Below are 26,002 nucleotides of genomic sequence, written 5' to 3'. Positions count from 1 at the left end.
GTGTGCTCCTTTCTTGTTGTTGTAATGGCTTAGCCGTGTTTGATCGCAATGGTCTTCAAGGTGGTAAACCCCAGCAGGGCCTCGAAGCCTTTTTCCCGGCCATAACCGCTGGCCTTGACGCCGCCGAAGGGCAGTTCAACCCCGCCGCCGGCCCCGTAGTTGTTGATAAACACCTGGCCGCAGCGCAGCTTGCGCGCCAGGCGCATCTGCCGGGCGCCATCGCGGGTCCACACGCCGGCGACCAGGCCGAATTCGGTGCCGTTGGCCAGGCGGATGGCCTCGGCTTCATCGTCAAAGGGCATCACGGCCAACACCGGGCCGAAGACCTCCTCTCGGGCCAGGCGGCTGTCGGGCGGCACATCGCGAAACAGCACTGCTTCCTGGAAGTAACCGCCACTGCCGGCTTCGGCCACCACCTGGCCGCGGGCGGCTACGGTGATCCCGGCCTGTTCGGCCTCGCGCACGAACTCACGTACCTGGCGTTGCTGCTTCTGGTTGATCAGCGGGCCCATATCCAGGTCCAGCGCCGAAGGCCCGGTGCGCAGTTCGCGAAAGCGCTGGCTGAGTTGCTCCACCAGGGCCTCATAGATGCTGCGTTCCACCAACAACCGGCTGCCCGCCGAACAGGTCTGCCCGCAGTTCTGCACAATGGCGTTGACCAGCACCGGCAAGGCTTCGTCCAGGTCGGCATCGGCGAATACCAGTTGCGGCGATTTCCCGCCCAGCTCCAGGGTCACCGGGCAGTGCCGCTCAGCAGCGGCCTTGGAGACCGCCGTGCCGGTCATGGTGGAACCGGTAAACGAAATGTGATCAATCCCCGGATGGCTGCACAACGCCGCGCCGGCCTCGTAGCCGTAGCCAGTCACCACATTGATCGCGCCGGCCGGGAAGCCCACCTCGGCGGCAATCTGCGCCAGGCGCAGTAACGACAGGCTGGCATCCTCCGCCGGCTTGACCACACAGGCATTGCCTGCCGCCAGGGACGCACCGACGCTGCGCCCGAAGATCTGCATCGGGTAGTTCCACGGGATGATATGTCCGGTGACCCCATGGGGCTCGCGCACCGTCAGCACCGTGTAGCCGTTTTGATAGGGCAGGGTCTCGCCGTGCAACTTGTCGGCCGCGCCGGCGTAATACTCGAAGTAACGGGCGAGGGCGGTGGCATCGGCCCGTGCCACTTTCAGCGCCTTGCCAGTGTCCCGCGCCTCGATCTGCGCCAGCTCTTCGTGATGCGCTAACACCGCTGCGCCCAGCCTGGCCAGCAGGCGGCTACGCTCCAGTGCCGACAACGAGCCCCATGGCCCGTCGAAGGTCTCACCCACGGCCAGGCGCGCGGCGCTGACGGCGGCGTCGATATCGGCAGCGGTGCCACGGGCGATGCTGGAGTAGCTTTCGCCACTGCTGGGGTCGATCACCGGGATGTCTTCCAGGGATGTCGAGGCCTGCCATTGGTTGGCGATGTAATGTGCGTTGATCATGTTCAGCTCCTGTTCCCGGCGATGCATTCGGCGATGGCCACGCCCACTTCAATCGTACTGGCGCTGCCGCCCATTTCCCGGGTGCGCGGGCCTTGCGCAAGCACCGTCTCGATGGCTGAGACAATGGCTGCTGCGGCCTCTTGGTAAAGCGGGTCGCCATTGCCCAGATGCTCGATCATCAATGCGGCCGACCAGATCTGTCCGATGGGGTTGGCCACGCCCAGCCCGGCAATGTCCGGTGCCGAACCGTGTACCGGCTCGAACAGCGACGGGTAGCGCCGCTCGGGGTTGAGGTTGGCCGACGGCGCAATGCCGATGGTGCCGGTGCAGGCCGGGCCGAGGTCGGAGAGGATGTCGCCAAAGAGGTTGGAGGCCACCACCACGTCAAACCAGTCCGGGTGCTGCACAAAGTGTGCGCAGAGGATGTCGATGTGGAATTTGGCGGTCTTGACGTCTGGGTAGCGCTGGGCGATCAGGTTCACCCGCTCGTCCCAGAACGGCATGGTGATGGAGATACCGTTGGATTTGGTGGCGGCCACCAGGTTCTTGCGCGGTCGCTGCTGGGCCAGCTTGAAGGCATAGTCCACCACCCGGTCCACGCCTTCGCGGGAGAAGATCGACTCCTGTACCGCGATCTCACGCGGCGTGCCTTCCCACATCCTCCCGCCGACGCTGGAGTATTCGCCCTCGGTGTTTTCGCGCACCACGATAAAGTCGATATCCCCCGGCACACGACCGGCGAGCGGGCAGGGCACGCCGGGCATCAGGCGCACCGGGCGGATGTTGACGTACTGGTCGAACTGACGGCGGATCTTCAGCAGCGACTCCCACACCGCCGTATGGTCGGCGATGATGTCCGGGGCGCCCACGGCGCCGAAGAAGATCGCGTCATGGCTACCGATCTGCTCGGCCCAATCGTCCGGCATCATGGTGCCGTGGGCCAGGTAGTGTTCGCTGCACCAGGCAAAGTGATCGAACTCAAAGGCAATGCCGAAGCGCCGACTGACCGCCCGCAGTACGCGCAGGCCTTCGGGCACTACCTCGCGGCCGATACCGTCGCCGGGAATCACGGCAATCCGATGGGGGGGGCTGGTCGTGGAATTGGACACGCCGTGTCTCCTGTTCTTGTTGTTGTCAGTGAGGCGGGGACATTCTTGGCACAGGTGCCACGGTGGTGGAATTGCTGATTATGGAAGTGGCCTTCGCAAAATTCGAAGGCTCGCGGTTAGGCGCAGTGGCGGGCAGCGAGGTAGTCGAATAATGCCAGGCTTGTAGGAGAAGGCTGTTCCTGGCGCATGCACAGGTACATCTGGCGGTCGGCCCAAGGGTCGTCGATTTCGATAAAGCGCAAGGCCATTTCCTTGCGAAAGATCTGCACCGCGCCCTGGGGCAGCACGCCAACCCCTTGCCCTGCGGCAATCAGCCGGCACACGGCTTCAAAACTGCGCACCTGGATCCGCAGGCGCAACGGCATGCCAATCGCGGCGGCGGCTTCGGTGATCAGTGCGGTGATGGCGGCGTTGTCCTCCAGGCCGACGAAGTCATAGCCCAGCAAATCGGCAAAGCGCGCATGGCGCATCTTGAACGGATGATCATCGGGCACCAGCAGGCACAGGCGGTCCTGGCAGTAAGGGGCAAAGCGCAAGTCCTTGCCGCCCGGTTGGGTGGTGACGATGCCCACATCGGCCACGCCATCGCGCACCGCCTGCAGGATTTCACGGCTGCGCTCCTCGCGGATATCCAGGCGGATACCGGGATGTTGGGCGTTCCACTGGGTCAATTGGCTGGGCAGTTGCTGGCTCATCGCCGAACTGTTGGCATACAGGCACACGCGGCCGGTGGCGCCCTTGGCGTAGTCGGCGAGGTCAGCGTGCATCACATCCACTGCGCGCAAAATCGCCAACCCATGCTCGGCCAACACCTCGCCGGCCGCCGTGGGCGAGACGCCGGTGGAGGAGCGGTGCAACAGGGCGACCTTGAAGTGTTGCTCCAGCAACGACAGGCGCCGGCTGGCCGCAGACAGCGAGAGGTGCGACTGCTCGGCCGCCCGGGACAGGCTGCCGAGCTTGACCGTCTTGAGGAACAGCTCGATGGAAGTGAGATCGGGGGCCATGCCAGAGTCCTTGTGCGCGGTCTGTGAAAACTACGCAGTTGGGGCGGGACTGTCCAATCATCTGCCCCTCACACATTGGACATATGCTGTTGACTCAACTTTGGAGGCACCGCCGATCCCTTGTGGGAGCTGTCGAGCCCCGGCGAGGCTGCGATGGCGGCGGCACTGCCAGCATTGATGGTGACTGACCCACCGCCATCGCAGCCTCGCCGGGCTCGACAGCTCCCACCTTTGACCTTTGCTGCCTTGAGTAAAGTGCCGGTTAGAACTCGATGCTCGCCGACAGCTTGGCCACCCGTGGATCGCCCTGGGTCAGGTAGCCGCCCATTGCCGATTGCCAGTATTTGGTATTGGCCACATTGTTCACGGTCAGTCCCAGGGTGACGTCGCGCTGGTCCACTTTGAAGTTGTAGCGTGCGCCCAGATCAAAGCGGTTCCAGGCCGGCAAGCTGAGCTTGTTGGCGGCATCCACGTACTGCCCGCCGGTACGCAGCAGGCGCCCGTTGAGGGTTACGCCTTGCAGGCCCGGCACATCCCAATCCACCCCGGCATTGAGCTGGAACGACGGCACGCCAATCGCGCGGTTGCCGTCATTGGCGCCGTTCTGGGTGCCCTTGAGCTCGGTTTTCATCACCGTCACACCGCCGAGCAAACGCAGGCCGGCCAGCGGTTCACCGAATACGTTGAGCTCCACGCCTTTGTTGATTTGCTCGCCCTCACGCACGAAGCGTGCGGTGGTGGCATCGATGATCTGGGTGTAGCCGGCGCCGGGCTGCTCGATTCGATACACGCCCAGGGTCGCGCCGTAGGTGCCCATGTCAACCTTGACCCCGGCCTCGATCTGCTTGGAGCGTGCTGGGGCATACACCAGGCCACCGTTGGTCACCGTGCGAATACCTAATTTCTCCGGCGCGGTCGGGCCCTTGGCCAAACCTTCAATCCGATTGGCATACAGCGACACATGCTCCCAAGGCTTGAACACAATGCCGTACACCGGTGTGGTGATCGACTGATCGTAGTTGGCCGTGCGGCTGCCGCTCATATAGTTGTAGCCCTGCACCACCATTTGCTGATGGCGTAGGCCCAGGGTGACCAACAAGCGATCATCGATAAAACCCACGGTGTCGGACACCGCCGCGCTGCGCATGAAGGTCTTGGCGGTGATGGTCGGGTCGCTGAAGTCGGTGCCAGGGGTGTTGCGCGGGTTGTTCAGGCGCGGTTCGGCGCCGGTTACCGGGTTGTAGATATTGGTGCTGGTCTTGGCGCTGTCGAACACATAGGCGTTGCGCGCCTCGGTCCAGATCCCGGCCAGGCCGAAATTCAGGCGGTGGCTCACCGGCCCGGTCTGGAAATTGCCCTTCAAGCCGGCCATGGCGCTGCTGTTGTCTTCTTCGTGGGCGATGGTCGAGGCGCTGCTCTGGGCATTGCCCAGGTTGTCGTTGATGGTCACCGAGGAGTACTGGCCCATCTCCCGTGTGTGCTTGGCACCGCCCGCCGCGTAGGCGGTCCAGTTGTCGTTCAGATCGTACTCGGCGCGCAGCATGCCCAGGGTGTCTTCAATATTGGTCGCATTCCAGCGCGGCGCGTAGTTGGTGTCGGCCGACGGGGCGTCGGGTACGTGGGTCACCAAGGATCCGAGGAACACCGAGTTGCGCCCGCCATTGACGCGCTGTTTCTGATACGCGAAATCCCCCGACAGGCGTAATGCATCGCCCCGGTAATCCAGGCCTGCGGCAAACAGCTTGGAGCGCTGGTTTTCATTATCGGTGGCGGTATCGCCCTCACGTTGCGAGAGGTTCACCCGCGCACCAAAACGATTGTCCTCGCCAAAGCGCTGACCGATATCCAGGTGCTGGCCAATCCGGCCTTCACTGCTGATATCGGTGCTGAAGCGGCGTAGAGGTACATCGTCGGCGCGCTTGGGTTGCAGGTTCACGCCGCCGCCGATGCCGGAGCCGGAGGGTGTTACCCCGTTGATAAAGGCGTTCGGGCCCTTGAACACTTCCACCCGCTCCAGGGCGTCGGTGGACATGATCTGCCGGGGTAGGATGCCGTAGAGGCCGTTGTAGGAAATATCATCGCCATTCAGTGGCAAGCCACGAATCACGAACAATTGCGACTGGTTGGCATAACCCGAAGCCTGGCGCACGGACGAATCGTTGAGCAGTACATCGCCCACGGTCTCGGCCTGTTGGTCGCGGATCAGTTGTTCGGTGTAGGAGGCCATGCTGAACGGCACATCCATGATGTCCTGGTTGCCCAGCACCCCCAACTGCCCACCGCGTGCGACCTGGCCGCCGGCGTACACCGGGGGCAGGGAGCCGGGCATGATGCTCTCGGCGCTGATGCTGGTCGCACCCAGCTCCAGGGCCTGGCCAGCCTGACTGTCGTTCGCATTCTGCGGGGCGGGTTGAGGGGCGCTATGGGCCGTGAAGCTCAGGGAGCAGCACAGGGCGAGCAGGGTCGGGCGAGTACAAGTCGGCATGGTCGATCCGGACGGCGAAGCGTCAGTGTGAGGAAAGAGGGGGCAACAACGTTGCGCTTCCTCGCTGCGCGAATACGACTCCAGTGCAAATGATAATAAATGCTAAATGATATTTCACAAACTGATTTGTGATGTATGACTTTTCTGAAGGCCAGAAATTTCTATTAAGGCCTGATGGCGGATGCCGAGTAGAATCGCGCCCTGAAAGAGATTCCTGAGGTGCGGCAAGGTGGATTTACAGCAGGGTTTTGTCCTGACCCGGCATTGGCGCGACACCCCGGCGGGCACGGAGGTCAGCTTCTGGCTGGCGACCGACCAGGGGCCGCGGTATATCCGTCTACCGGTACAGCCTTCGGTGATGTTTATTCCGCTGGCCCACCGCGAGCACGCGCAACGGGTGCTCAAGGGCGAGCGCGACGTGGAACTGCGCCCGCTGCAACTGTGTGATTTCCACCACCGCCCGGTCCTGGGCCTTTATACCCGTCAGCATCGCCAGGCGATGGACCTGGAAAAACGCCTGCGCCAGGCCGGCGTGGATGTCTACGAAGGCGATGTGCGCCCGCCCGAGCGCTATATGATGGAGCGCTTCATCACCGCGCCGGTGGCATTTGACGGCACCCCCGGCGAGGGCGGGATGTTGCTGGAGGCGCAGATGAAGCCCGCGCCCGACTACCGCCCGGCATTGAAACTGGTGTCGCTGGATATCGAAACCACCGCGCGCGGCGAGCTGTACTCCATCGCCCTGGAAGGTTGTGGTGAGCGCCAGGTGTACATGCTCGGCCCGCCGAACAAAACCTGCGCGGTGGATTTCAAGCTCGAATACTGCGACAGCCGCGCCCAACTGCTGGAGCGCCTCAACCAGTGGCTGGCGCAACACGACCCCGACGCGATCATCGGCTGGAACCTGGTGCAGTTCGACCTGCGGGTCCTCCACGAGCATGCCCAACGGCTTAACGTGCCATTGCTGCTCGGCCGTGGCGGCGAGGCCATGGCCTGGCGCGAGCACGGCAGCCGCAACCATTACTTCGCCGCCGCTGCCGGCCGGCTGATCATTGATGGTATCGAGGCCCTGCGCTCGGCGACCTGGACCTTTGAGTCATTCAGCCTGGAAAACGTCGCCCAGACCCTGCTGGGGGAAGGCAAGTCGATCGCAACGCCCTACCAGCGCATGGACGAGATCAACCGCATGTTCGCCGAGGACAAGCCCGCCCTGGCGCGCTATAACCTCAAGGACTGCGAGCTGGTGACGCGGATTTTCGCAAAGACCGAGCTGCTCAAGTTCCTTCTGGAGCGGGCCAGCGTCACCGGCCTGCCGGCGGATCGCAACGGTGGTTCGGTGGCGGCGTTCACCCACTTGTACATGCCGCTGATGCATCGCCAGGGCTTTGTCGCGCCCAACCTGGGGGACAAGCCGCCCCAGGCCAGCCCCGGCGGTTTTGTCATGGACTCGCGGCCGGGGCTGTACGAGTCGGTGCTGGTGCTGGACTACAAAAGTCTGTATCCGTCGATCATCCGCAGCTTCCTGATCGACCCCGTGGGCCTCATCGAAGGCCTGCGCCACCCCGACGACAACGAGTCGGTGGAAGGCTTTCGCGGTGCGCGCTTTTCCCGCACCCGGCATTGCCTGCCGTCGATTGTGGCGCGGGTCTCCGAAGGCCGCGAGGTGGCCAAACGCGAGCATAACGCGCCGTTGTCCCAGGCCCTGAAGATCATCATGAATGCCTTTTACGGCGTGCTCGGTTCCAGCGGTTGTCGGTTTTTCGACACGCGGCTGGCGTCGTCGATCACCCTGCGCGGCCATCAGATCATGCGCCAGACCCGCGAGCTGGTCGAAGCCCAGGGTTATGAAGTGATCTATGGCGATACCGACTCCACGTTTGTCTGGCTCGGCAGTGCCCATTCCCAGGAGGATGCCACGCGCATCGGCCAGGACCTGGTACAACACGTCAACCAATGGTGGCGCGAACGCCTGCACAACGAATTCGGCCTGCAAAGCGCCCTCGAACTGCAATACGAAACCCACTTCAGCCGCTTCCTGATGCCGACCATTCGTGGGGCGGAGGAGGGTAGCAAGAAACGGTATGCCGGCTTGGTGACCCGTGCCGATGGCAGTGAAGAGATGATCTACAAAGGCCTGGAGACTGTGCGTAGCGACTGGTCGCCCCTGGCCCGCCAATTCCAGCAGGAGTTGTACCAGCGCATCTTCCACCGCCAGCCCCACCAGGATTATGTGCGTGACTACGTGCGCCGCACCCTCAGTGGCGAGTTCGATGAGCTGCTGATCTACCGCAAACGCCTGCGCCGGCAACTGGGCGACTACGAGCGCAACGTGCCGCCCCATGTGCGGGCCGCGCGCCTGGCGGATGAATACAACGACCGCCAGGGCCGCCCACGCCAGTATCAGAACGGTGGCTGGATTCGCTACGTGATCACCGTCAACGGCCCCGAGCCCCTGGAAGTGCGCCAGGCGCCAATTGACTACGACCACTACGTAACCCGGCAATTGCAGCCGGTGGCCGATGCGATCCTGCCGTTTGTCGATGATGATTTCAGCACCCTGGTCGGTGGTCAGATGGGCTTGTTTTAACCCCGGGAAAACGTTTCACTCTGGACGCTGAGTCTCCAGGAGCAATGCCCATGTACACGCTCTACGGCACGCAAAGTTCTGGTTCATGCATCGTCGAAATCGCCCTGCAACGCTGCGGCGTGCCGTGGCAGCAGGTCGATGCCAGCCCCTGGGGTGACGGGGCGGGGATGGAGGCCCTTGGGCAGATCAACCCGCTGCGGCAGATCCCCACCCTGCAACTGCCCGACGGCAGCGTGTTGACGGAAAGCGCGGCGATCCTGATTCATCTGGGCCTGGCGTATCCGGCCAGCGATTTTCTGTCCGGTCACCGTGCGCAGATCATTCGCGGCCTGGTGTATATCGCCGCCAACTGCTACTCGGCGATCACCATCATCGACTACCCGCAACGCTTTCTCGCCGACGCTGACGAGACGGTGCAGGCGCAACTGATCGCGGGCACCCAGCAGAAACTGCACCGGACCTGGCAGGTATTTGCCGAGCAATTTGCCGGGCAACTCTTTACCCCACAGGGGCTGCCCAATGCCCTGGGCATCATGGCGGCGGCGGTGTCCCGCTGGGAGGGTGTACGCGACGTCCTGCAACACTCCCACCCCGCATGCGCCCAGGCCCTGGCGCAGGTGGACGCCGACCCGCAGGTGGCCCCGGTGTTCGCCTGGCACTGGCCGGATTGGCCCGAGCAGTGAGCCTTGGCAATCAGAAGAAACAATGAGCCTCGAAGCACCTCGAGCCCTTGCGTCACGGGCGTCCTGGCCTACTCTTTCTGATAGTCGCGTAGGAATCATCCTTGAAATTGACTGTCGCAGACATGAAACTCAAAAACTCTGCATGGAATTGGAAGGAGGTACGCATGCTCGTCCGGTCGCTGACCCTGGCTACCTTGATGGCGTTTACGGGGCCGTTGTTGGCTGCGGATAACCGAGGCCCGCTGGAACAGGATCAAGGCAAATTCCGCCCGCTGATCGTGATTGCACCCAGCTCCATAGACCCGACTCAGGTCCAGCTCAAGAAAGATCTTGAACAGCCTGAGAACAAACAGAAGTTCACAGAGCGCAACATGGTGCTCTACACCGTGAACTACACGAGCATCGGCACCGTCGGCCAGCGTGACGGCAAGGACCTCGGCGCCCAGGACACCAATGCGTTGATCCGCGCCTTGAAGCTGGGGGCCAGTGCCGGCACCAAAGTAATCCTGGTGGGCAAGGACGGCGAGAAGAAAGTCGAAAAGACTGTGCCACCCGATACCCTTGACCTTGCAGAGTTCTTTGCGGCTGTCGACAAGATGCCCATGGCAGAAAAAGAAGCCGCCGCACCCGCCGAGCCTGAACCCGCCGCCCCGGCAGCGAGCAAGCCTGGCGCCAAAGCCAAGCCTGGCAAGCACGCGCCGCAACCGCTGGAAGATTGATGCTCCTCGCTGGCACCTACAGGGGAGGTGCCAGCGATCCCTACAAGTCGTATGGCACTTGCAGGCATTGCGCCATGAAGCATATGATAACCGTTATCATTTACGGCTTACCTTCTGCGCGCGCCCTCCATGCCCCCGACCCCTGCGACAAGCCCTACTGACCTGGCCACGCTGTATCAGCAGCAACATCGCTGGCTGCAGCACTGGCTGTGGCGTCGCCTGAACTGTTCGCAGAGCGCCGCCGACCTGGCCCAGGACACGTTCCTGCGTCTGCTGGCCAAGAACCAACCCCTTGAAGTCCAGGCGCCCCGCAGCTTTCTGGCGAAAGTCGCACAAAGCGTGTTGTCCAATCACTTTCGTCGGCAAAAGCTGGAAAAGGCCTACCTGCAAGCCCTGGCGCTGTTACCGGAAGACGTGGCGCCCAGCGCCGAAACGCAGTGGCTGCTCCTGGAAACCCTGATGGCCCTCGACGAAGTGCTCAGCCGCCTGGCATTACCGGTGCGCCAGGCCTTCCTCTGGTCGCAGCTCGACGGCTTGAGCCACGGCGAGATTGCCGAGCGCCTGGGCACCAGCATCACCACGGTCAAGCGCTACATCGTCAAGGCCGGCGCCCAGTGCATTGTGCTCGACAGCCAGCGCCCATGAATCCGTTGCCCCTGACCCTGGAAGCCGCCGAGCAGGCCATGCACTGGCAGTTGGAGTTGCAGGCGCCGGATGTCACCGAACAGACCCGCGCCCAGTGGCTGGCGTGGCGCCAATTGGATCCGCTCAACGAGCAGGCCTGGCAGCATTCCCAGCGATTTTTCCAGCGTATGCACGAGGTGCGCGACCCGGCACATCAGGCGCTGGTCAGCGCCACCCTGTTGCCGACGATATCCCGGCGTCGGGTGATTAAAAACCTGGCCCTGTTGCTGGCGGCCGGCAGTGTGGCGTGGACCGCCAGGGACGCCGGCCTGCTGCAACCCTGGACCAGCGATTTCAGCACCTCGGTCGGTGAGCAATGGCGCATCGAACTGGCGGACAACAGCGAAATCCAGCTCAATACCGACACCGCCGTCGATGTGAATTACCGCCCCGAGCAGCGCCAGATCCACCTGTTGCGCGGGGAGATCCTGGTGCTGCCCAACCCGTTGGACGCCCGCCCGCTGTGGGTGAAAACCGCCGAAGGGCTGATCCAGGTCACAGGCGGGCGCTTCAGCGTGCGCCAGCGTGAGGGTTTTACCCAGTTGGGGGCTGACCAGCAGCCGCTGGCGGCGCAGATTCCAGCGCGCAACCTGAGCCTGCAACCCGGCGAAATCATCAGCTTTGACCCGCAGACCCTGCTGGCGCGGCGCCCCCAGCGCGCCGGCGAACTGGCTTGGAGCCGCGGCATGATCGTCGCTGAGGGCCTGCGTCTGGAAGACTTCCTCAAGGAACTGAGCCGCTACCGGCGCGGGCATCTGGACTGTGACCCGAGCGTGCGTGAACTGCGGGTGTCCGGCACCTATCCACTGGCCGACACCGACCGCATTCTGGTGGCGCTGCAACAGACCCTCAAGCTGGATGTGCAGCATTTCACGCGCTTATGGGTGACGTTGAAACCGCAGCGGGCGCAGGTATGAATTTATTTCACATGCAGGTGGTCCGTTTCCGAATCTCACGAGACTTATATCCCCAGACACTCACTTATCTGGGGAACAGGGCATGCACCCGCAACGCACCATCCGGGCAACACTGAAAAAATCACTGGCCGTGGCCGTCGTCCGTGGCATCGCCAGCTTCGGCGTGGCCGCGCCGCTGCTGTTGGCGCCGGCCTGGGCCATGGCCGCGCCACAGCAGGAGTTCGATATTGCCCCAGGCTCACTGGCCGGCGCGTTGAACCAGTTTGGCCAGGCTGCGCAGATCCTGCTGTCCTACCCGGCCGCGCTCACGCAAGGGCAGACCAGCCCGGGCCTGCAAGGGCGGCATGATCTCGACAGCGGCCTGGCGATCCTGCTCAGTAACAGCTCGTTGCAAGCCGTGCGCGGCAGTGGCGGTAACTATTCCCTGGAGCCCCGGCCTACCGACGGCGCATTGCAACTGGGTACCGTGTCGATCTCCGGCAAGGCGCCGGGGTCGACCACCGAAGGCACCGGTTCCTACACCACGCAGTCGTCCAGCAGCTCCACCCGCCTGAACCTGACCCCGAGGGAAACCCCGCAATCGCTGACCGTCATGACCCGCCAGCGCCTGGATGACCAGCGCCTGACCAACCTGTCGGATACCCTGGATGCCACCCCCGGCATCATCGTGTTGCGTGATGGCCTGGGGGCGGAAAGCGATAGCTATTTCTCCCGTGGTTTCCAGATCCAGAACTTCGAAATCGACGGTGTGCCTACCGTTGCGCGCATGGACAACTACACCCAGAGCATGGCGATGTACGATCGGGTGGAAGTGGTGCGCGGCGCCACCGGTTTGATCAGCGGCATGGGCAACCCCTCGGCCACCATCAACCTGATCCGCAAGCGCCCGACGGCCGAGGCGCGGGCCAGTGTCACCGCTGAAGCGGGCAACTGGGACCGCTACGGCAGTGGCCTCGACGTGTCCGGCCCGCTGACCGAAACCGGCAACGTGCGCGGGCGCCTGGTGGCCGACTACAAGACCGAACATGCCTGGGTCGACCGCTACAAGCAGCAGACCCAATTGCTGTACGGCATCACTGAATTCGACCTGACCGAAGACACCTTGTTGACCCTGGGCTTCAGCTACCTGCGTACCGACGTCGATGCCCCGGCGCGCTCCGGTTTGCCTACGCGCTTTACCGACGGTTCGCGCAGCAACCTCAGCCGCTCCCTGAATACCGCGCCGGCCTGGTCCTATAACGACCATGAGCAGACCAGCTTCTTTACCTCCATCGAGCAGAAGTTCGACAGCGGCTGGAGCGCCAAGGCCGAGTTCACCCATTCGCAAAACAAGTTCGATGAGGTGTTCAACTACGTCAACGGCAGCCTCAACAGCGATGGCAGCGGCACCACGCAGTTGCCGGTGCGCTTCTCCGGTACGCCGCGCCAGGACAACCTCGACCTGTACGCCACCGGGCCGTTCGACCTGCTGGGCCGCGAGCACGAGTTGATCGCCGGCGTGACTCTGTCCAAATACAAGGAAAACCTGCCCAGCCATGGGGGCTGGAACTACGCGTATTCCGGCTCCCCGGCGGGCGCCATCGACAACCTGTTCAACTGGGACGGGCACTCGGCCAAGCCGGACTTCCCGGTGACCGGCAAATCCTCGGTGGATGAAAGCCAATACGCCGCTTACCTGAGTACCCGCCTGCGCATGACCGACGACCTGAGCGTGATCCTCGGCAGCCGTGTCATCGACTGGAAGCGCGAAACCGCAGACAGCCCCTACGGCGGCGTCGCCACCCGCACCGATGAGTCGGAAACCGGCGTGTACATTCCCTATGCCGGCGTGGTCTATGACCTGACCGACAACTGGTCGGCCTATGCCAGCTACACCAAGATCTTCAATCCCCAGGCCAGTTGGGTGCGCGATATCAACAACAAGGCCCTGGAACCCATGGAAGGCAAGGGCTACGAGTTGGGATTGAAGGGCAGTTTCTTCGACGAAAAACTCAACACCAGCCTGGCGCTGTTCAAGCTGGAACAGGACAACCTCGCGATCTGGATCGACACCCCGGGCGGCAATACTTATCGCAACGAGAAGGGCACCACTACCGAGGGCGTCGAGCTGGAACTCAACGGTGAGTTGGCTGAAGGCTGGCAAGCCTCCGCGGGCTACGCCTATGCGGTCAGTACCGATGCCGACGACAAACGCATCGTCACCACCTTGCCGCGCCAGAGCCTGAAAACCTTCACCACTTACCGTCTGCCGGGGGCCTTGAACAAAGTGACGGTTGGCGGCGGGGTGAACTGGCAGAGCAAGGTTGGCGAAGACCTGCACACATTCAGCCAGGGCAGCTACGCCATCACCAACCTGCTGCTGCGCTACGACGTGACGCCGCAGTTGAGTACGTCGGTCAACCTCAACAACCTGTTTGACCGTGAGTATTTCAGCTATGCCGGTAACCATGGGATGTATGGTGCGCCGCGCAACCTGATGACCAGCGTCAAGTACGACTTCTAGACCTGCCCACTATCCCCGGTGGGAGCAAGCCAGCTCCCACATTCGCATTGTGGTATGGCCAAAACTCTATGCCCGGCAGAGCCCCTCCCTGTGGGAGCGGGCTTGCCCGCGATAGCGGTAGTTCAGGCACCATTTCTGCTAGCTCACACACCGCCATCGCAGGCAAGCCAGCTCCCACATTTGCATTGTGGTGCGGCCAAAACTCTATGCCCGGCAGAGCCCCCCCTGTGGGAGCGGGCTTGCCCGCGATAGCGGTAGTTCAGGCACCATTTCTGCTAGCTGACACACCACCATCGCAGTCAAGCCAGCTCCCACATTTGAACGGTGGTGTGGCCAAAACTCTATGCCCGGCAGAACCCCCCTGTGGGAGCGGGCTTGCCCGCGATAGCGGTGGTCCAGGCACTGTTTCTGCTAGCTGACACACCACCATCGCAGTCAGCACCTCCGCGCGCTGGCTTTTGCTATGCCTTTGCTTTCGCAGCTCAAGCCTTCCACGGCTTGAACCACAGCCCCAATCCCACCAGTACCCCGGCGCCCGCCAAGGTACTTAAGCCCAGCTGCCAGCCATCGTTATGCAGCGGGTGCAGCACCAGCGCCGCCATGCCCAGCAACACCACACTCAAGCCCCACTGCAACGGCCAGCCCAGTTGCCCGAGCAGGTGTTGGCGTTGCATCAGCAGCAGGTTGGTGACGATCACCCCACCCAGGGCCGCCAAGGCAATGCCTGGCAGGCCGAAGAAGTACGGCAGCAATACCAACAGGCCGGCGTTGACCAGGCTGCCCAGCAGTTCACATTTGAGTGGCAGGCGTGTGTCGCCGCTGGCGTAGGCATAGCGTGCGAGCATGGCGTTCCAGGCGCCGAACACCAGGGGTGTGGCGAACCAGGCGAGCAGGGCGGGCAGCGGGCCGTCGGCGCTTTGCGCGGGCATCAGCAGGTGAATCAGCACCGGGCTGGCGCCAATCAGGCCGAGGGCGGCGGGCAGGCTCAGCAGGGTGGCGGCGTCCAGGCCACGGCGCAGCAAGGCCAGGCGTTGTTGGCCTTGTTCACCGCTCATCATCCCCAGCAATACCTGGTTGAGGCTCATCAGCGCAATCAGCGGCAGGTTGATCAGCTTGCGCGCCAGGTTGACCCAGGTCACCGCACCTTCGCCCAGGTAGCTGGCGATCAGCCGTTCGAGCAAGGCCAGGCCCTGGCTGGCGAGATTGCTCGCCAACAGCGGGCCGATACGTCCCAGCAGTTCGCGGCCGGCCAGGGCATCACCCTTGACCTGCCAGGGGCGCCAGCCGAACGACCAGACCGGTGCCAGCAAGGGCAGGCACATCAACACACTGCCGGCAAAAAAACACATTGCCAGTTCCGCGCTGTCGCTGGCCGTGCCGCGGATAAACAGGTACAGCACCGGCGGCAGGTTGAACAGCAGCGAGCCCAGCCCCGGCAGCACAAAGCGCTGGCGCGCCTGCAACGGAATACTGAACAGGCCATGCATCACCAGCCCCGGCGCACAGGCGGCCAGCCAGCGCAGATTGGCGGCGGCCTGGTCGTGGGCGGCGGCGTCCAGCCCCGGGCCGATCAGGCGTACCCACAGCGGCGCGCCCAGGGCCAGCAGGGCGAACAGGCCCAGGCCGACGCCGAGCAGGCGCGGCGACAGGCTGGCCAACCAGGCTTGCTGGCGTTGCGCATCCCGTTGTTGATAGAGGGGCAGGGCCGCAGCGGCGAGCAAACCGGCGGCCAGGGTCATGCGCAGCGCCTCGGGTAAAAACACCGCCACCAGAAACCCGTCGCTACGGCTGCCCGCGCCCCAGGCTGCGACCAGCAGCCATTCCCGGGCAAAGCCGGCCACCAGCCCGGCGAGGGTCGCCAGGGTCAGCCACAGGGTGCTGCCAAACATCAGTGGAACAGGGTGAACAGGCCCTTGCCACCCACCTTGTAGTTGAGCCCCCGAACGCGTTCGCCCATGACTTTGGCACCGGTGCCGCCGACAATTTTGTACGGCGCGACGGTTTTCGCCACCACGGTATTGGCAGTCACCACCGAGCCTTCGCACAGGTGGGTGCCGAAACCGATCAGCGCACGGCTGCCGATCCACACATAGTCGTCGATATAAATCGCCCCGGAAATCGACCAGAACTCCGGCGCCTGCAAGTCGTGGCTGCCGGCGATGATCAGCACATGGGAGGCAATCGCCACATGGTTGCCGATTACCAGCCCAGAGCGTGCATCCACCTGGCAATGCCAGCCGATCACCGTGTCGTCGCCGACCCTCAGGTTGTGGATGCCCAGCACCTCAGTGTTGCGCCACAGGCTCGACCCCTTGCCGATCTTCGCGCCGCCCAGGCGCAGCCAGCCGATGCGTATGTGGTGGCTGGGGATCTTGTTGATCAGGATGTTGTAGGCCATGTCCCAGGCACTGCGCCAGCGGTCCTTGAGGGTTGCCCAGTTCTTGCCATAAATCGGCAGGAACTGCGCCGGGACATCCTGTTTCATGCGATGGAACAGCCGACGTGCCACCGGATGCTCGATAGTCGGTTCCACATCGAAAGAGGTCATCCAGAAGCGCTTGTTCTCGCCTTCGCCCTCTTCAAAAACCACCTCGTTGGCCAGGCACCAGGCCAGGCCGTCCTGCAAGTCTTCCAGGCTTGCACCAAGTTCGCTGGCCAGGGCGGGCAGGCGGTCACGCAGGTCGGGGGAGTGAATAGTGCGATGTTTCATGGTCGGTCATCCTTTGGCACGGAAACAGGAGCAGTAATGGTCGGGCTCAGGCGCACCTGTTGCAGGCTGATGCCCATCAACAGCCAGAACAGCGCGATCAATACAAAGGTGAAGCTGAAGTAGTGGTCGAAAATCCCGGTCAGCAGCGCCGCCAGCACGCCGCACACGCAACCCAGCCACAGGGCGTTGTCGGCGGTGACCTTGCGCACCATGCCCAGCGGTCGCACTTCACGCCACCACAATACGGTGATGGCGATGAACAACAGCATCCCCGGAATACCAATCTTGTAGATGAAGTTCAGCCACAGGTTGGAAATTCCCAACAAGTTGCTGCCCGGCACCGGTGGGTCGATCTTGAAACCGATCCCCAACGGGTACTTGGCCATTACATCGGGGAACCCGGCGTACTCGTCGAAACGGATCTCGGTACTGGCGTTGGTGGTCGAGAACATCGTCATCAAACGGTCCTGCAGCGGCGGATAGAACAGCACCAGGGCGATCACAAAAGCCGCGCCGATACCGATGATCCGCCCGCTGTGAGGCACGCGCTTGTAGGTCAGCCAGATCAGGATCAGCGCCAGTGCCACAATCGCGCCCCGGGAGATACTCAGCAGCAGGCCGGCGCAACCCAGTACCGCCACCGCCAGGCCCAGGGCGCGGCGCCAGCCGGTGCGGGTCCAGCCGTAGAACAGCGCCAGCGGGATAAACAGCACCAGCACGCCACCGGTCAGGTTCGGGTGAACCCAGGGCGAGGCCATGCGCTTGTAGTTGGCCGAGAAGATGTCCTTCACCGCCTCCGGGTGGGCGTACTTGAGGTCGGTGAGAATGTCGATCATCGACATCGCGTTGCGCGTCTTGAGGAACATGAAAATCGACAGCAACAGCATCGCCAGGTTGCCCAGCAGCAGGGCGACCACCACCTTGTCGCGGTCGGCATCGGTGCGCAGCAGCAACGGCACGATAAACAGCAGCGACAGGTTCATCAGCCAGCGCACCCAGTTCACCGGGCCGTTGCCCTCGGCGTGGATGATGATCATGCCCCAGATAAACGGGATGGTGCTGAACAGCATCAGCCACATTAACGCCCGTTCCGTGGGGCGCCAGACCATGAAACCGCGGGTCTTGCCGATAAACGATTGCCAGAACACCCCGGCCCAGGTCAGGCCCAGCACCGCCTCGCTGATGGTGGTGCGGATCCCCAGTTGCAAGGTGGTGTAGGGAATGCTGGTGGCCAAGACGGCAAAAATCAGCAAGCCCCACAGCGGTTTGCGGATCAGGGTCAGCGCCACGCCCAGGCCGACCACGATCATAAAGACCTTCATCGGCGGCAGTGCCAACAGCAGGCCGCCGAAGACCAGGCCCAGGAGCAGACTAACGAGTTTTCCTGGCAGCATTAGCGGTTCAATTCCTTGAGCAGTTTATCCAGGCGCAGGCGATAGGCCGGTTCGGCAAATTGCCGGGCCCATGTGCGTTGCAGTTCGGGGTCGACCGTGCCCCCCGGTGCAGCCAGTGACACCATCAACGTTTGCAGTTGACCGGCGTCGTCGGGGGCAAAACGCTGTGCGGTGGGCGGCGCCACTTCATCCAGGGCCGAGCCACGGGCAACCGCGACCGGCGTGCCGACACTCAGCGCTTCCACCACCGGCAAACCAAACCCCTCGGCATAGGACGGCTGCCACAGGTACGCGGCATGCCGGTACAGCGCCTGCAACTGGCCGTCGGACAAGCCACTGCGCCAATGCAGGCCGGGCAACTCGCCCAGGGACGCCGGCACATCGCTGGCGTGGCCGACCAGTACCAGGTCGGGCACGTTCGGGTCCTGGGCGCGGCTGGCCTGCCATTGCGCCAGGAAAAACGCCATGTTTTTGCGCGGCTCACGGGTACCCACCACCAGCCAGTAGCGCGGCGGAATGCCTTCGGGCAACGGCTCGGGGGCCTCGGTGAACTCCGGCACCAGGTTATTCAACACGCGGAACTTGGCCCGCGCCCAGGGAAACAGGCGCGCAGCCTCATCGCACGAGAACTGCGACGGGCACCACACCCGGTCGGCTTGCCACACCGACCAGGCAATCGACGCGCCGTCGATCAGGCGGTAGGCCAGGGCCTTGAGGCGGGAGCGATGGAAGTTGCGGTGGGTTAGTTGAAACAGATCATGCAGCACCAGCACATAGCGGGTGCCGGCGGGTTTGCGGCACAAGGGCAGGCCCATGTTGGCCGTGGCGATGTACAGGTCGATCTGCTGTTGGTGGATTTCCCGGGGCAGGAAGCCGCGCTCGAAGCGCCAGCGCACCTGAGGCCGTTGCAGGCCCTCCAGGGGGCTGGCCCAGGCCGGGCAAACCGCCGTGTCGCGCTGGGGATGATCAAGCGGCGCTTCGGTAAACAGCACCACTTCAGTGTTGTCCCGGGCGCGCAAGGCGTGTTCCAGGGCCAGCACCTGGCGGGCGATGCCCGACGAAGGCGCGACCGTGGCCGGGCGGTAATCCAGGGCTACGCGCATGCTTGAGGCTCCTGTTGGGTGGGCAAGGTGCGGTAGATCTGCTCCAGTTCATTACCGGCCACCGCCCAGTCGTGATGGTTGCGCGCATAGTCGCGCGCAGCCTGCGCCAGTTGCCGGGCCAGCGTCGGTTCGTCCAGCAGGCGCACAATCCCATCGGCCAGGGCCTCGGCGCTTTCGCCGGCCAGGTAATGCACCTGCGGCTCAACCGCCAGCCCGGACACACCCTGGGCGGTGCTCACCAGCGGCAGGCCGGCGGCCATTGCCTCCAGCACTTTGAGTTTGGAGCCGCCGCCATGGCGCAGCGCGGCGACAAACCCTGCACAGCGGCGCTGCAACGCGGTGAGGTCGGGAACAAAACCCTGCCATTCAATACGATCGTCCGCCCAGCGCTCGCGCCAGTGTGCGGGCAAGCCGAAGCCGGCCACCGCCAGGCGGGCGCTGGGGCATTGCAACCAGACCCGCGGGAAGATGTCGTCGAGCAGCCACTGCACCGCGTCCAGGTTCGGCGCGTATTCGTAGTTGCCGACAAACAACAGGCGCTGGCTCTGCGGGTCGGCGCTGACGTCGCTGAAGGCCCGGCTGTCGACCCCATTGACCACCACGCTCACCGGGGTCGTGGTCAGTTGCCCGATAGCCTGGGCATCGGCCTGGGTCACGGCAACCACATGGCACGCCGCGTCAAACGCCTTGCGCTCCCACTGCTGGCAGCGCCACTGGTCGTAGCGCACGAACGGCGCGGCCCATTTTGGAAAGCGGTCATAGGTGGCGCCGCCCAGGCTCGATTCCAGGTTGTGCTCGGTGAGCACGAAATCCCGCGCTTGCTGCTGCAAGAGGGTGAAGTACGGTTGCAGGCTGTAGCTGTGCTCGACCTGGATCACATCCCAGGTTTCCTTCAGCAGTTCGCTAAAGCGCGCCTGCAACACCGGCGACAGGCCGTTGACCGTGGTCAGCAGCGGCCAGGGCGCAAACACCCCGGCGAGCAGGGTCATGGGGTGTTTCAGGGCCCGGCGCGGCACCACGATCAGGCGCTCGAGCAAGGGCTCCAGGGCCGCGTGCACAGCCGCATCGGCCGGCGTCTTCGATTGCACCAGCAAGGTGATGCGATGCCCGCGCTCACTCAAGGTACGCAGCAAATGGTACTGCCGGGTCTTGCCGCCGCTGGTCATCGGCCACGGCAGATAGGGCACAATCCACAGGATTCTCACGTGCAGCTCTCCATGCCTGGGCGTGCTACCACACCAATATCTGCAACGACGGTTTCACCGCGGGGCGAATGCCGTTGTAATCGTTAAGGGTCTGCCTGGCGCCCGTCAGCGGGTCCAGCAGTTCGGCGTGCTGCACTTTGGGCAAGGTGATGCGGGTGCCTTCCGCGCTCCAGTACATCAACAGGTGTTTGCCGTCTTCGCGGGTCCAGGCCACGCTGTAAAAAGTCTTGGGTACGTCCTCGAGCACGGGGGTGACCCCCGGCTTGAGCGTCGGCCCGGTGATCTCCAGGAAGCGGGCGAGGGCGCTGTAGACCGGCTTCGGTTCACCGTTGAGGTCCAGCAGGCCATAGTGCTGGTCACGTACGGAGGCGCGTTCATCCAGGTCGGACAGGGCAAACAGGAAAATCTTCTGGTAATCCTGGGACGCCATCAGCGCCAGGCGGCGCAAGGTGAAATCGGCCTGGCCGTCGACGCCGATCAGGTCCTGCATCTCCTTGGGCCCGGCATAGCTGGACCAGCCCCACTCGGTGGCCCACACATCCTTGACTCCGGCACCGTGCAGCACGGCGTTGAGTTGGTCGCCGCGCAGCAGCACTTCATTCTTGCCCGGTTCGTCGGTTTCCGGGGTCATCGAGTACGGGTGATACGCCGCGACCATGCCCAGGGTTTGCACGCCCAGCGCGCCGAGGGCTTCAAACATCAGGGTTTTGCCGCGCGGGGGCATCTGGCTGTAGTAGGCCATGCCGCCCATCACCTGGATCTTGTCTGGTGCGGCGATATTCAGTGCCTGGTGACTGGCCAGCAGCAAGCGCGCGTATTCCTCGGCATTCACTTGCGGGCGCCAGTTGTTCGGCAGGTTCTGCTCGTTCCACACCTGCCAGGCGTTGATATTCGGGTAGCGCTTGGCCAACAGGGCCAGACGCAGGGCGTACACACTGGCGTCTCGCGGGCGGTATTGGTCCTGGAATTCTGCGCCTTTGGGGGCGGTGGTGATAAACGGCGCCGAACCCACCAGGTAGAACACCGAGCGGATTTTCTCGGCAGTCAGGGTGCGGTCCAATTCATCGAAGGTGCTCAGTTGATAATCTTCTTCCTTGGGCTCCAGGCGGTCCCAGTGCAGGTCGACGCGCACCCAGTCCAGCCCCAGTTTCTGGTATTGGCGGATCTGCTTCTGGTACTGCTCGGGCTTGAACCACAGAAAATGCGCGTTCACCCCGAGGAACTCGCGCCACTCCACAGTGCGCTGGGGCGCCAGGTTCACGGGCTCCGCGTCGACGTTTTCACTGAGCAGCAGTGCGCCGCCCACGGCCATTGCAATGACCAGTGGCAGGTAGCGCCACATCCGGCGAGTTGACGAAACATTCATCACAAAGGCTCCTTGACTGCGGCCTGGAACAACTCGGCAAAGCGTTGGGCGGTGCTGGACCACTGGCGCTGCCGGCCGATGTCGGCGGCGTGGTCGGCCCATTGGCGGGCCTGTTGCGGGTCGAGGATCAGGCGGTTCAGGGCATCGCTCAACGAGGCGATATCCCCCTGTTGATAGGTGATGCCATTGCCACCGGCGACTTCTTCGGCGAAGGCGCGGGCATTGGAGGTAATCACCCCGCGCCCGCAGGCGTTGGCCCAGGACAGTGCGCCACTGGTGCCGCGCATCTGGCCGAGGAAACCGAGTTTTTTCGATTCACGATACGGCAGCACCATCACATGGTGGGCCTGGATGGTATGGGGAATGTCGGCTGAAGGCAGGTCCAGTTGCCAGTCCACCACATCGCCCAGGTGCAGGGTGGTGATCAGTTGGCGCAGGCCCTCAAGGTAATTGCCGGCGGGGTCGAAGGTCATCTCCGGCGCGGTGCCACCGGCCAGGGTCAGGCGCACCTGGCCACGGCATTGCGGGTGGGCGCTCAGGGAGCGGGCCAGGGCCTGCAGCAGATCTTCGATGCCCTTGCCGCGGTAGATAAAGCCGAAATACAGCAGGCGCAACGGTTGCAACGGCGGCAAGGCCACAGGGGCAATGGGCAGGTTGCCGTGGGCAATCACCGCCACTTGCTCAGGTTTTAGCCCCATGCGCTGGCGCAAGCAATCGCCACCCAGGCGGGTGAGGGTGATCAGGCGGCGCATGCTTTTGGCCAGGCGCCGTTCTTCGTAAAGGGTCAATGGATCGGCGAGCAACGCCGCCGCCTGGGGCAGCGGGTGGGGCAGGTGTTCGAGCAGGGTCAGCGGGAAAAACAGCTTGGCCCGGCGCCAGATCAGGCGCTCCGGATCATGCACAGTGGCGGTCAGCGGCAATTGCGGCTGGGCCCGGCGCAAGTAGTCCAGGGCCTGGAACTCGGCAAAGCGTCCGCCGCCCAGTTCGGCATGCACCAGGTCCACACTGCGCCAGTCAAAGGCCTGCAGGCGCCGCAATTGTTCAGCCAGGTCCAGGCAACCTTCCAGAGGCGTCAGCACCTCCAGGCCCCGTTCGCGCAACGCGCTGCGCAAGTGCGCAGCGTAGTCGGCGATCCCGGTCTGCTCCGGTGGCAGTGGCGCCAGCAACGCAATGCGCATCAGGCCGCACCGCGCCAGCTGTTGAGCCGTGCCAGAACATTGGCCGGCACTTCAAAACGGCGGCGGTTGAGGATCATCCCATCCACTTTGCCGAACGCAGTGGTCAGCAGCGACAGGGCGTTCTCGATGGTCGGCACGGTGCTGGTGCGGGCTTCGATCACCAGCACAATCTGCTCGGCGCGGCGCAGGGTGAGGAACGCCTGCGGGTTGGACGACAAGGCCGAGGCGTCCAGCAGCAACACTTCACCCGGCTTTGCCGCTTCAGTGCCGTTGACCGAGACCCGGTGGCCACGCTCTTCGAGCAGGCGCTTGAGTTGCTCGATGATAAAACTCACGCCTTCGCCGTGCCGTGCCGAGGTCAGGCCCAGGGCAAAGCCCTCGCTGGCGATGCGCTCGGCGGGTAGCAGGCTGTACAAGCGATAGATGCTGGCGGTGAGGGCGGCCGGTGTCGCGTGCTGCACATCGGGGATGCTGCTCCACAGCGGTACACCGAACACTTCCTGCAAGCGCGCGCCGTCGTGGATGCGCTGGTCCAGCAGGTACAGCACGTAGATGGTCAGCAAACCGACGGCCAGGCCGGCAGGAATGGTGAACAGCAGAATCAGCAGGCTCTTGGGAAACACGCGCGCCGGGTTGAGGGTGGCGTGTTCGATCAGGGCGATGTTGCTGATCTGGCTGCTGTCCAGTGCGTGGTCGATGCGCGCCTGTTCGAGGTTTTCCGAGTACAACGCGTAGCTTTTCTCTGCGGTGCGCAGTTGCTGGGTCAGCTTGTTCAGCTCAGGTTCATCGGTCATCGCCTGGTCACGCTGGGCGCGCAGTTCGGCGAGGGTCTTGTCGTAGTTCTCGATTTCCCCGGCCAGTTTGCGCTCCTGCAACTGGGCGTCGATGATCTGCTGCTTGACGTTGATCACCAGGCTGTTGGGCGCGGTGTTTTGCGAGCGTTCCAGGCGTGTCGCTTCCTGGGCGCTGAGGGCTTCCATGTCGCGGATGTTCTGCTCGATCTGATTGACCTGCGGTGTGTTCGGCAGATAGGTGCGCAGCAGGCGCGCCCGTTCTACTTGCAGGGCATTGAGCTGGCGCTTGAGGTCCAACTGGGTCGGGTTGAGGCTGGTTTCCCGGCCAGTGACCACTTCGGCCGGCTGGTTCTTGATCTGCTGGCTGGCGTTGGCCAGGAAGCTGCGGATCCCCGCGATCTGGTTTTGCGCGGTGACTTTGGCGTCGGTGACACGGTCGATCTGGTTGGTCAGGTTTTTCAGGCGCGCGTCCACGCTGATCGAGTCGATCTGCTTCAAGCGGCCCTGCAGTTCATCCTTGAGCCCCTGGATGTTGGTCGCGACCTTGCTGCGTTCGGTTTCATAGAAGGTATGCAGGCTCTTGCGCCCGAGAATCCGCGCGCGTTCTTCCAGGTAGGCATCGACCCAGGTCTCGACGACTTTCTGCGCGATGGCCGGATCGTCCCAGGTGAAGGAAATTTCGATCACCGAGGAGCCCGGTTCGTGGCCGGCTTCGAAGTTCTTCTCCAGCTTGGTCGCCAGGCGTTCCAGCGGGCTTTGCTTCTCGGCCAGGCCGACGAATTGCAGGACGCTGCGCACCGCATCCAGTACTTCACCGGCGGCTTTCTTGACGTAGAACTTGGTGACTTTCCAGAAGCCCTGTGGCGGCTCGGACGTCATTGCCAGGTAGCGCTCGGCAACGATGTGCACGATGGGCCGGCCGGTGAGCATCTTCTCCTCATCGACGATCGGGTCGTGCTGGGTGCTAGGCGCAATCAGCGTCTGGCGGTTGGCGGCTTCGATCGGCAACGTGGTGTTGTCCCGTCCCGGCTTGACCAGCAAGCGCGCGTCGGACTCGTAGCGAGCCGGCAACAGGAAGGCACCCAACACGGCCACCACAATCGTGGTGATCACGGCCAGTTTGAACTCGCGGCGGAAGATGAAAAACAACCGCAAGAGGTCGCGTAGAGAGCGGATTTCGATCACAGGATCACTCCATTGAATATGTGGTGTACGCCAGACGGGAACAGTCGGTTCGAGTGATACGAAGCCTGGTCCATAATCATTGGCCTGCGTTGATGACTGGGTTGTTGTAGATGGTGTTGCCGCTGTTCTTCACGCCACTGTCGTTGAGGTCGTAGTTCAGGCCCACACCAATGCCCTTGTTGATCGGGAACAGGCGGGTGAAGTACATATCCACGGCTTCCACAGTGGCGCCGATACCCGACTGCGGCACATAGATCAGGTCGCCACGCTGCAGGGCCACCCGTGGGTGATTGGGATCGGTCAGCATGTTGTTCAAGCTGATGAAGTAGGTCTTGTACTTGCCATCCGGACCCGTACGCATCAGGGCCACGTTGGAGGCATCCGCCGAGGACAACACCCCCCCGGAACTAAGCAACGCCTGCTCCACACTGACATTCCCCGCCAGGTCGAAAAACGCCGGGTTCGGCACCGCACCACCGATAAACACCTTGTTGCTCGGGGCGCTGGCGATGTTCACCGTCACTGCCGGCTCGCGGTAGATGCGCTTGTACTTGTCGGTGATTTCCTTGCCGAGGTCTTCCGGCGTGCGCAATGCCGCCTTGACCCGACCGATGTTGGGGATGGAGATCACGCCGTCGGGGCGTACGACGAACACTGTCATGTCGTCGGCCGCCGCCGGCTCCTGGGCATCGCGCACGATGCGCAACAGGTCGCCACTCTGGATCAGCACCTGCGGGGGCGGCAGGTCGGCCAAGGTCAGCGCCGCCTGGTGGCCGGCCTTGAGCGTGTTGTTGTCAGGAAGCGGCACCCGCGCAGGGGTCGAACAACCAGCCAGCCAGATCGAGGCACTCAACAGGCTGAACAGGGTAAGACGGGAACGTCGGTTGGTAGTCTTCAT

The 26,002-nt window shown here is 63.4% G+C and carries 19 protein-coding genes; 6 read left to right on the top strand and 13 right to left on the bottom strand.

The genetic code is table 11. The annotated features are described in order from the left end of the window. Nucleotides 1-29 precede the first annotated feature (29 nt). From HBR94_RS17330 to HBR94_RS17315, 4 genes are all read right to left on the bottom strand, one after another. Nucleotides 30-1,478 (bottom strand): aldehyde dehydrogenase family protein, encoded by a 1,449-nt coding sequence (locus tag HBR94_RS17330; RefSeq protein ID WP_120732451.1) that lies wholly within the window; start codon nt 1,476-1,478, stop codon nt 30-32. Nucleotides 1,479-1,480: 2 nt separating this feature from the next. Further along, nucleotides 1,481-2,587, bottom strand: a complete 1,107-nt coding sequence (locus tag HBR94_RS17325; protein ID WP_170045270.1) for a tartrate dehydrogenase — start codon at nt 2,585-2,587, stop codon at nt 1,481-1,483. Between the two features lie 116 nt (nt 2,588-2,703). Continuing rightward, a complete protein-coding gene (locus tag HBR94_RS17320; RefSeq protein WP_170045269.1) occupies nt 2,704-3,591 on the bottom strand; it encodes a LysR family transcriptional regulator in 888 nt (295 codons plus the stop codon). Between the two features lie 262 nt (nt 3,592-3,853). Further along, the gene (locus HBR94_RS17315) at nt 3,854-6,076 is read right to left on the bottom strand and encodes a TonB-dependent siderophore receptor (RefSeq protein ID WP_170045268.1); all 2,223 of its coding nucleotides are present in this window, start codon (nt 6,074-6,076) and stop codon (nt 3,854-3,856) included. Nucleotides 6,077-6,305: 229 nt separating this feature from the next. Between HBR94_RS17315 and HBR94_RS17310 the strand changes: the two genes are divergently transcribed. From HBR94_RS17310 to HBR94_RS17285, 6 genes are all read left to right on the top strand, one after another. Next, nucleotides 6,306-8,663: a DNA polymerase II gene (locus tag HBR94_RS17310; RefSeq protein WP_057959051.1), complete on the top strand. Its 2,358-nt coding sequence runs from the start codon at nt 6,306-6,308 to the stop codon at nt 8,661-8,663. Nucleotides 8,664-8,713: 50 nt separating this feature from the next. Continuing rightward, nucleotides 8,714-9,346 carry a glutathione S-transferase gene (locus HBR94_RS17305; RefSeq protein WP_170045267.1) on the top strand — a complete coding sequence of 211 codons (633 nt, stop codon included), beginning with the start codon at nt 8,714-8,716 and terminating at the stop codon, nt 9,344-9,346. A 164-nt stretch (nt 9,347-9,510) separates the two neighbouring features. Then, on the top strand, nt 9,511-10,065 hold the full coding sequence (locus tag HBR94_RS17300) for a DUF4174 domain-containing protein (protein WP_115127899.1): 555 nt from the start codon (nt 9,511-9,513) through the stop codon (nt 10,063-10,065). A gap of 129 nt (nt 10,066-10,194) precedes the next feature. Continuing rightward, nucleotides 10,195-10,710, top strand: a complete 516-nt coding sequence (locus HBR94_RS17295) for a sigma-70 family RNA polymerase sigma factor (RefSeq protein ID WP_115127900.1) — start codon at nt 10,195-10,197, stop codon at nt 10,708-10,710. Beyond that, nucleotides 10,707-11,666 (top strand): FecR family protein, encoded by a 960-nt coding sequence (locus tag HBR94_RS17290; RefSeq protein WP_170045266.1) that lies wholly within the window; start codon nt 10,707-10,709, stop codon nt 11,664-11,666. Before HBR94_RS17295 ends, HBR94_RS17290 begins: the two co-directional genes overlap by 4 nt. Before the next feature lie 82 nt (nt 11,667-11,748). After that, a complete protein-coding gene (locus HBR94_RS17285; RefSeq protein ID WP_170045265.1) occupies nt 11,749-14,169 on the top strand; it encodes a TonB-dependent siderophore receptor in 2,421 nt (806 codons plus the stop codon). Nucleotides 14,170-14,651: 482 nt separating this feature from the next. Here HBR94_RS17285 and HBR94_RS17280 read toward each other — a convergent pair whose 3' ends face one another. The 9 genes from HBR94_RS17280 to HBR94_RS17240 all read right to left on the bottom strand — a co-directional run bounded on the left by HBR94_RS17280 (nt 14,652) and on the right by HBR94_RS17240 (nt 26,002). Next, complete coding sequence (locus HBR94_RS17280; protein WP_170045264.1) at nt 14,652-16,058, bottom strand: lipid II flippase MurJ; 1,407 nt, start codon at nt 16,056-16,058, stop codon at nt 14,652-14,654. Further along, nucleotides 16,058-16,879: an acyltransferase gene (locus HBR94_RS17275; protein ID WP_057959055.1), complete on the bottom strand. Its 822-nt coding sequence runs from the start codon at nt 16,877-16,879 to the stop codon at nt 16,058-16,060. Before HBR94_RS17275 ends, HBR94_RS17280 begins: the two co-directional genes overlap by 1 nt. Then, the gene (locus tag HBR94_RS17270) at nt 16,876-18,273 is read right to left on the bottom strand and encodes an O-antigen ligase family protein (RefSeq protein WP_170045263.1); all 1,398 of its coding nucleotides are present in this window, start codon (nt 18,271-18,273) and stop codon (nt 16,876-16,878) included. The genes HBR94_RS17275 and HBR94_RS17270 overlap by 4 nt, the downstream gene beginning before the upstream one ends. Further along, nucleotides 18,273-19,376: a glycosyltransferase family 1 protein gene (locus HBR94_RS17265; RefSeq protein ID WP_057959057.1), complete on the bottom strand. Its 1,104-nt coding sequence runs from the start codon at nt 19,374-19,376 to the stop codon at nt 18,273-18,275. Before HBR94_RS17265 ends, HBR94_RS17270 begins: the two co-directional genes overlap by 1 nt. Beyond that, on the bottom strand, nt 19,367-20,581 hold the full coding sequence (locus HBR94_RS17260) for a glycosyltransferase family 4 protein (RefSeq protein ID WP_170045262.1): 1,215 nt from the start codon (nt 20,579-20,581) through the stop codon (nt 19,367-19,369). The genes HBR94_RS17265 and HBR94_RS17260 overlap by 10 nt, the downstream gene beginning before the upstream one ends. 25 nt (nt 20,582-20,606) lie before the next feature. Continuing rightward, entirely contained in the window at nt 20,607-21,947 is a 1,341-nt protein-coding gene (locus HBR94_RS17255; protein ID WP_170045261.1) for a beta-xylosidase, read from the bottom strand. Further along, nucleotides 21,947-23,125 (bottom strand): glycosyltransferase, encoded by a 1,179-nt coding sequence (locus HBR94_RS17250; protein WP_170045260.1) that lies wholly within the window; start codon nt 23,123-23,125, stop codon nt 21,947-21,949. Before HBR94_RS17250 ends, HBR94_RS17255 begins: the two co-directional genes overlap by 1 nt. Beyond that, nucleotides 23,125-25,104 carry an exopolysaccharide transport family protein gene (locus HBR94_RS17245; RefSeq protein ID WP_057439115.1) on the bottom strand — a complete coding sequence of 660 codons (1,980 nt, stop codon included), beginning with the start codon at nt 25,102-25,104 and terminating at the stop codon, nt 23,125-23,127. Before HBR94_RS17245 ends, HBR94_RS17250 begins: the two co-directional genes overlap by 1 nt. A gap of 76 nt (nt 25,105-25,180) precedes the next feature. Beyond that, nucleotides 25,181-26,002, bottom strand: a complete 822-nt coding sequence (locus HBR94_RS17240; RefSeq protein WP_057439114.1) for a polysaccharide biosynthesis/export family protein — start codon at nt 26,000-26,002, stop codon at nt 25,181-25,183.

It is taken from the genome of Pseudomonas sp. WS 5412 (genome assembly GCF_012985615.1).
In the GTDB taxonomy this organism is placed as follows: Bacteria; Pseudomonadota; Gammaproteobacteria; order Pseudomonadales; family Pseudomonadaceae; genus Aquipseudomonas; species Aquipseudomonas shahriarae.
The sequence above is the reverse complement of the archived record's forward strand: the minus strand, read 5'-3'. Positions and strand labels throughout refer to the sequence as shown.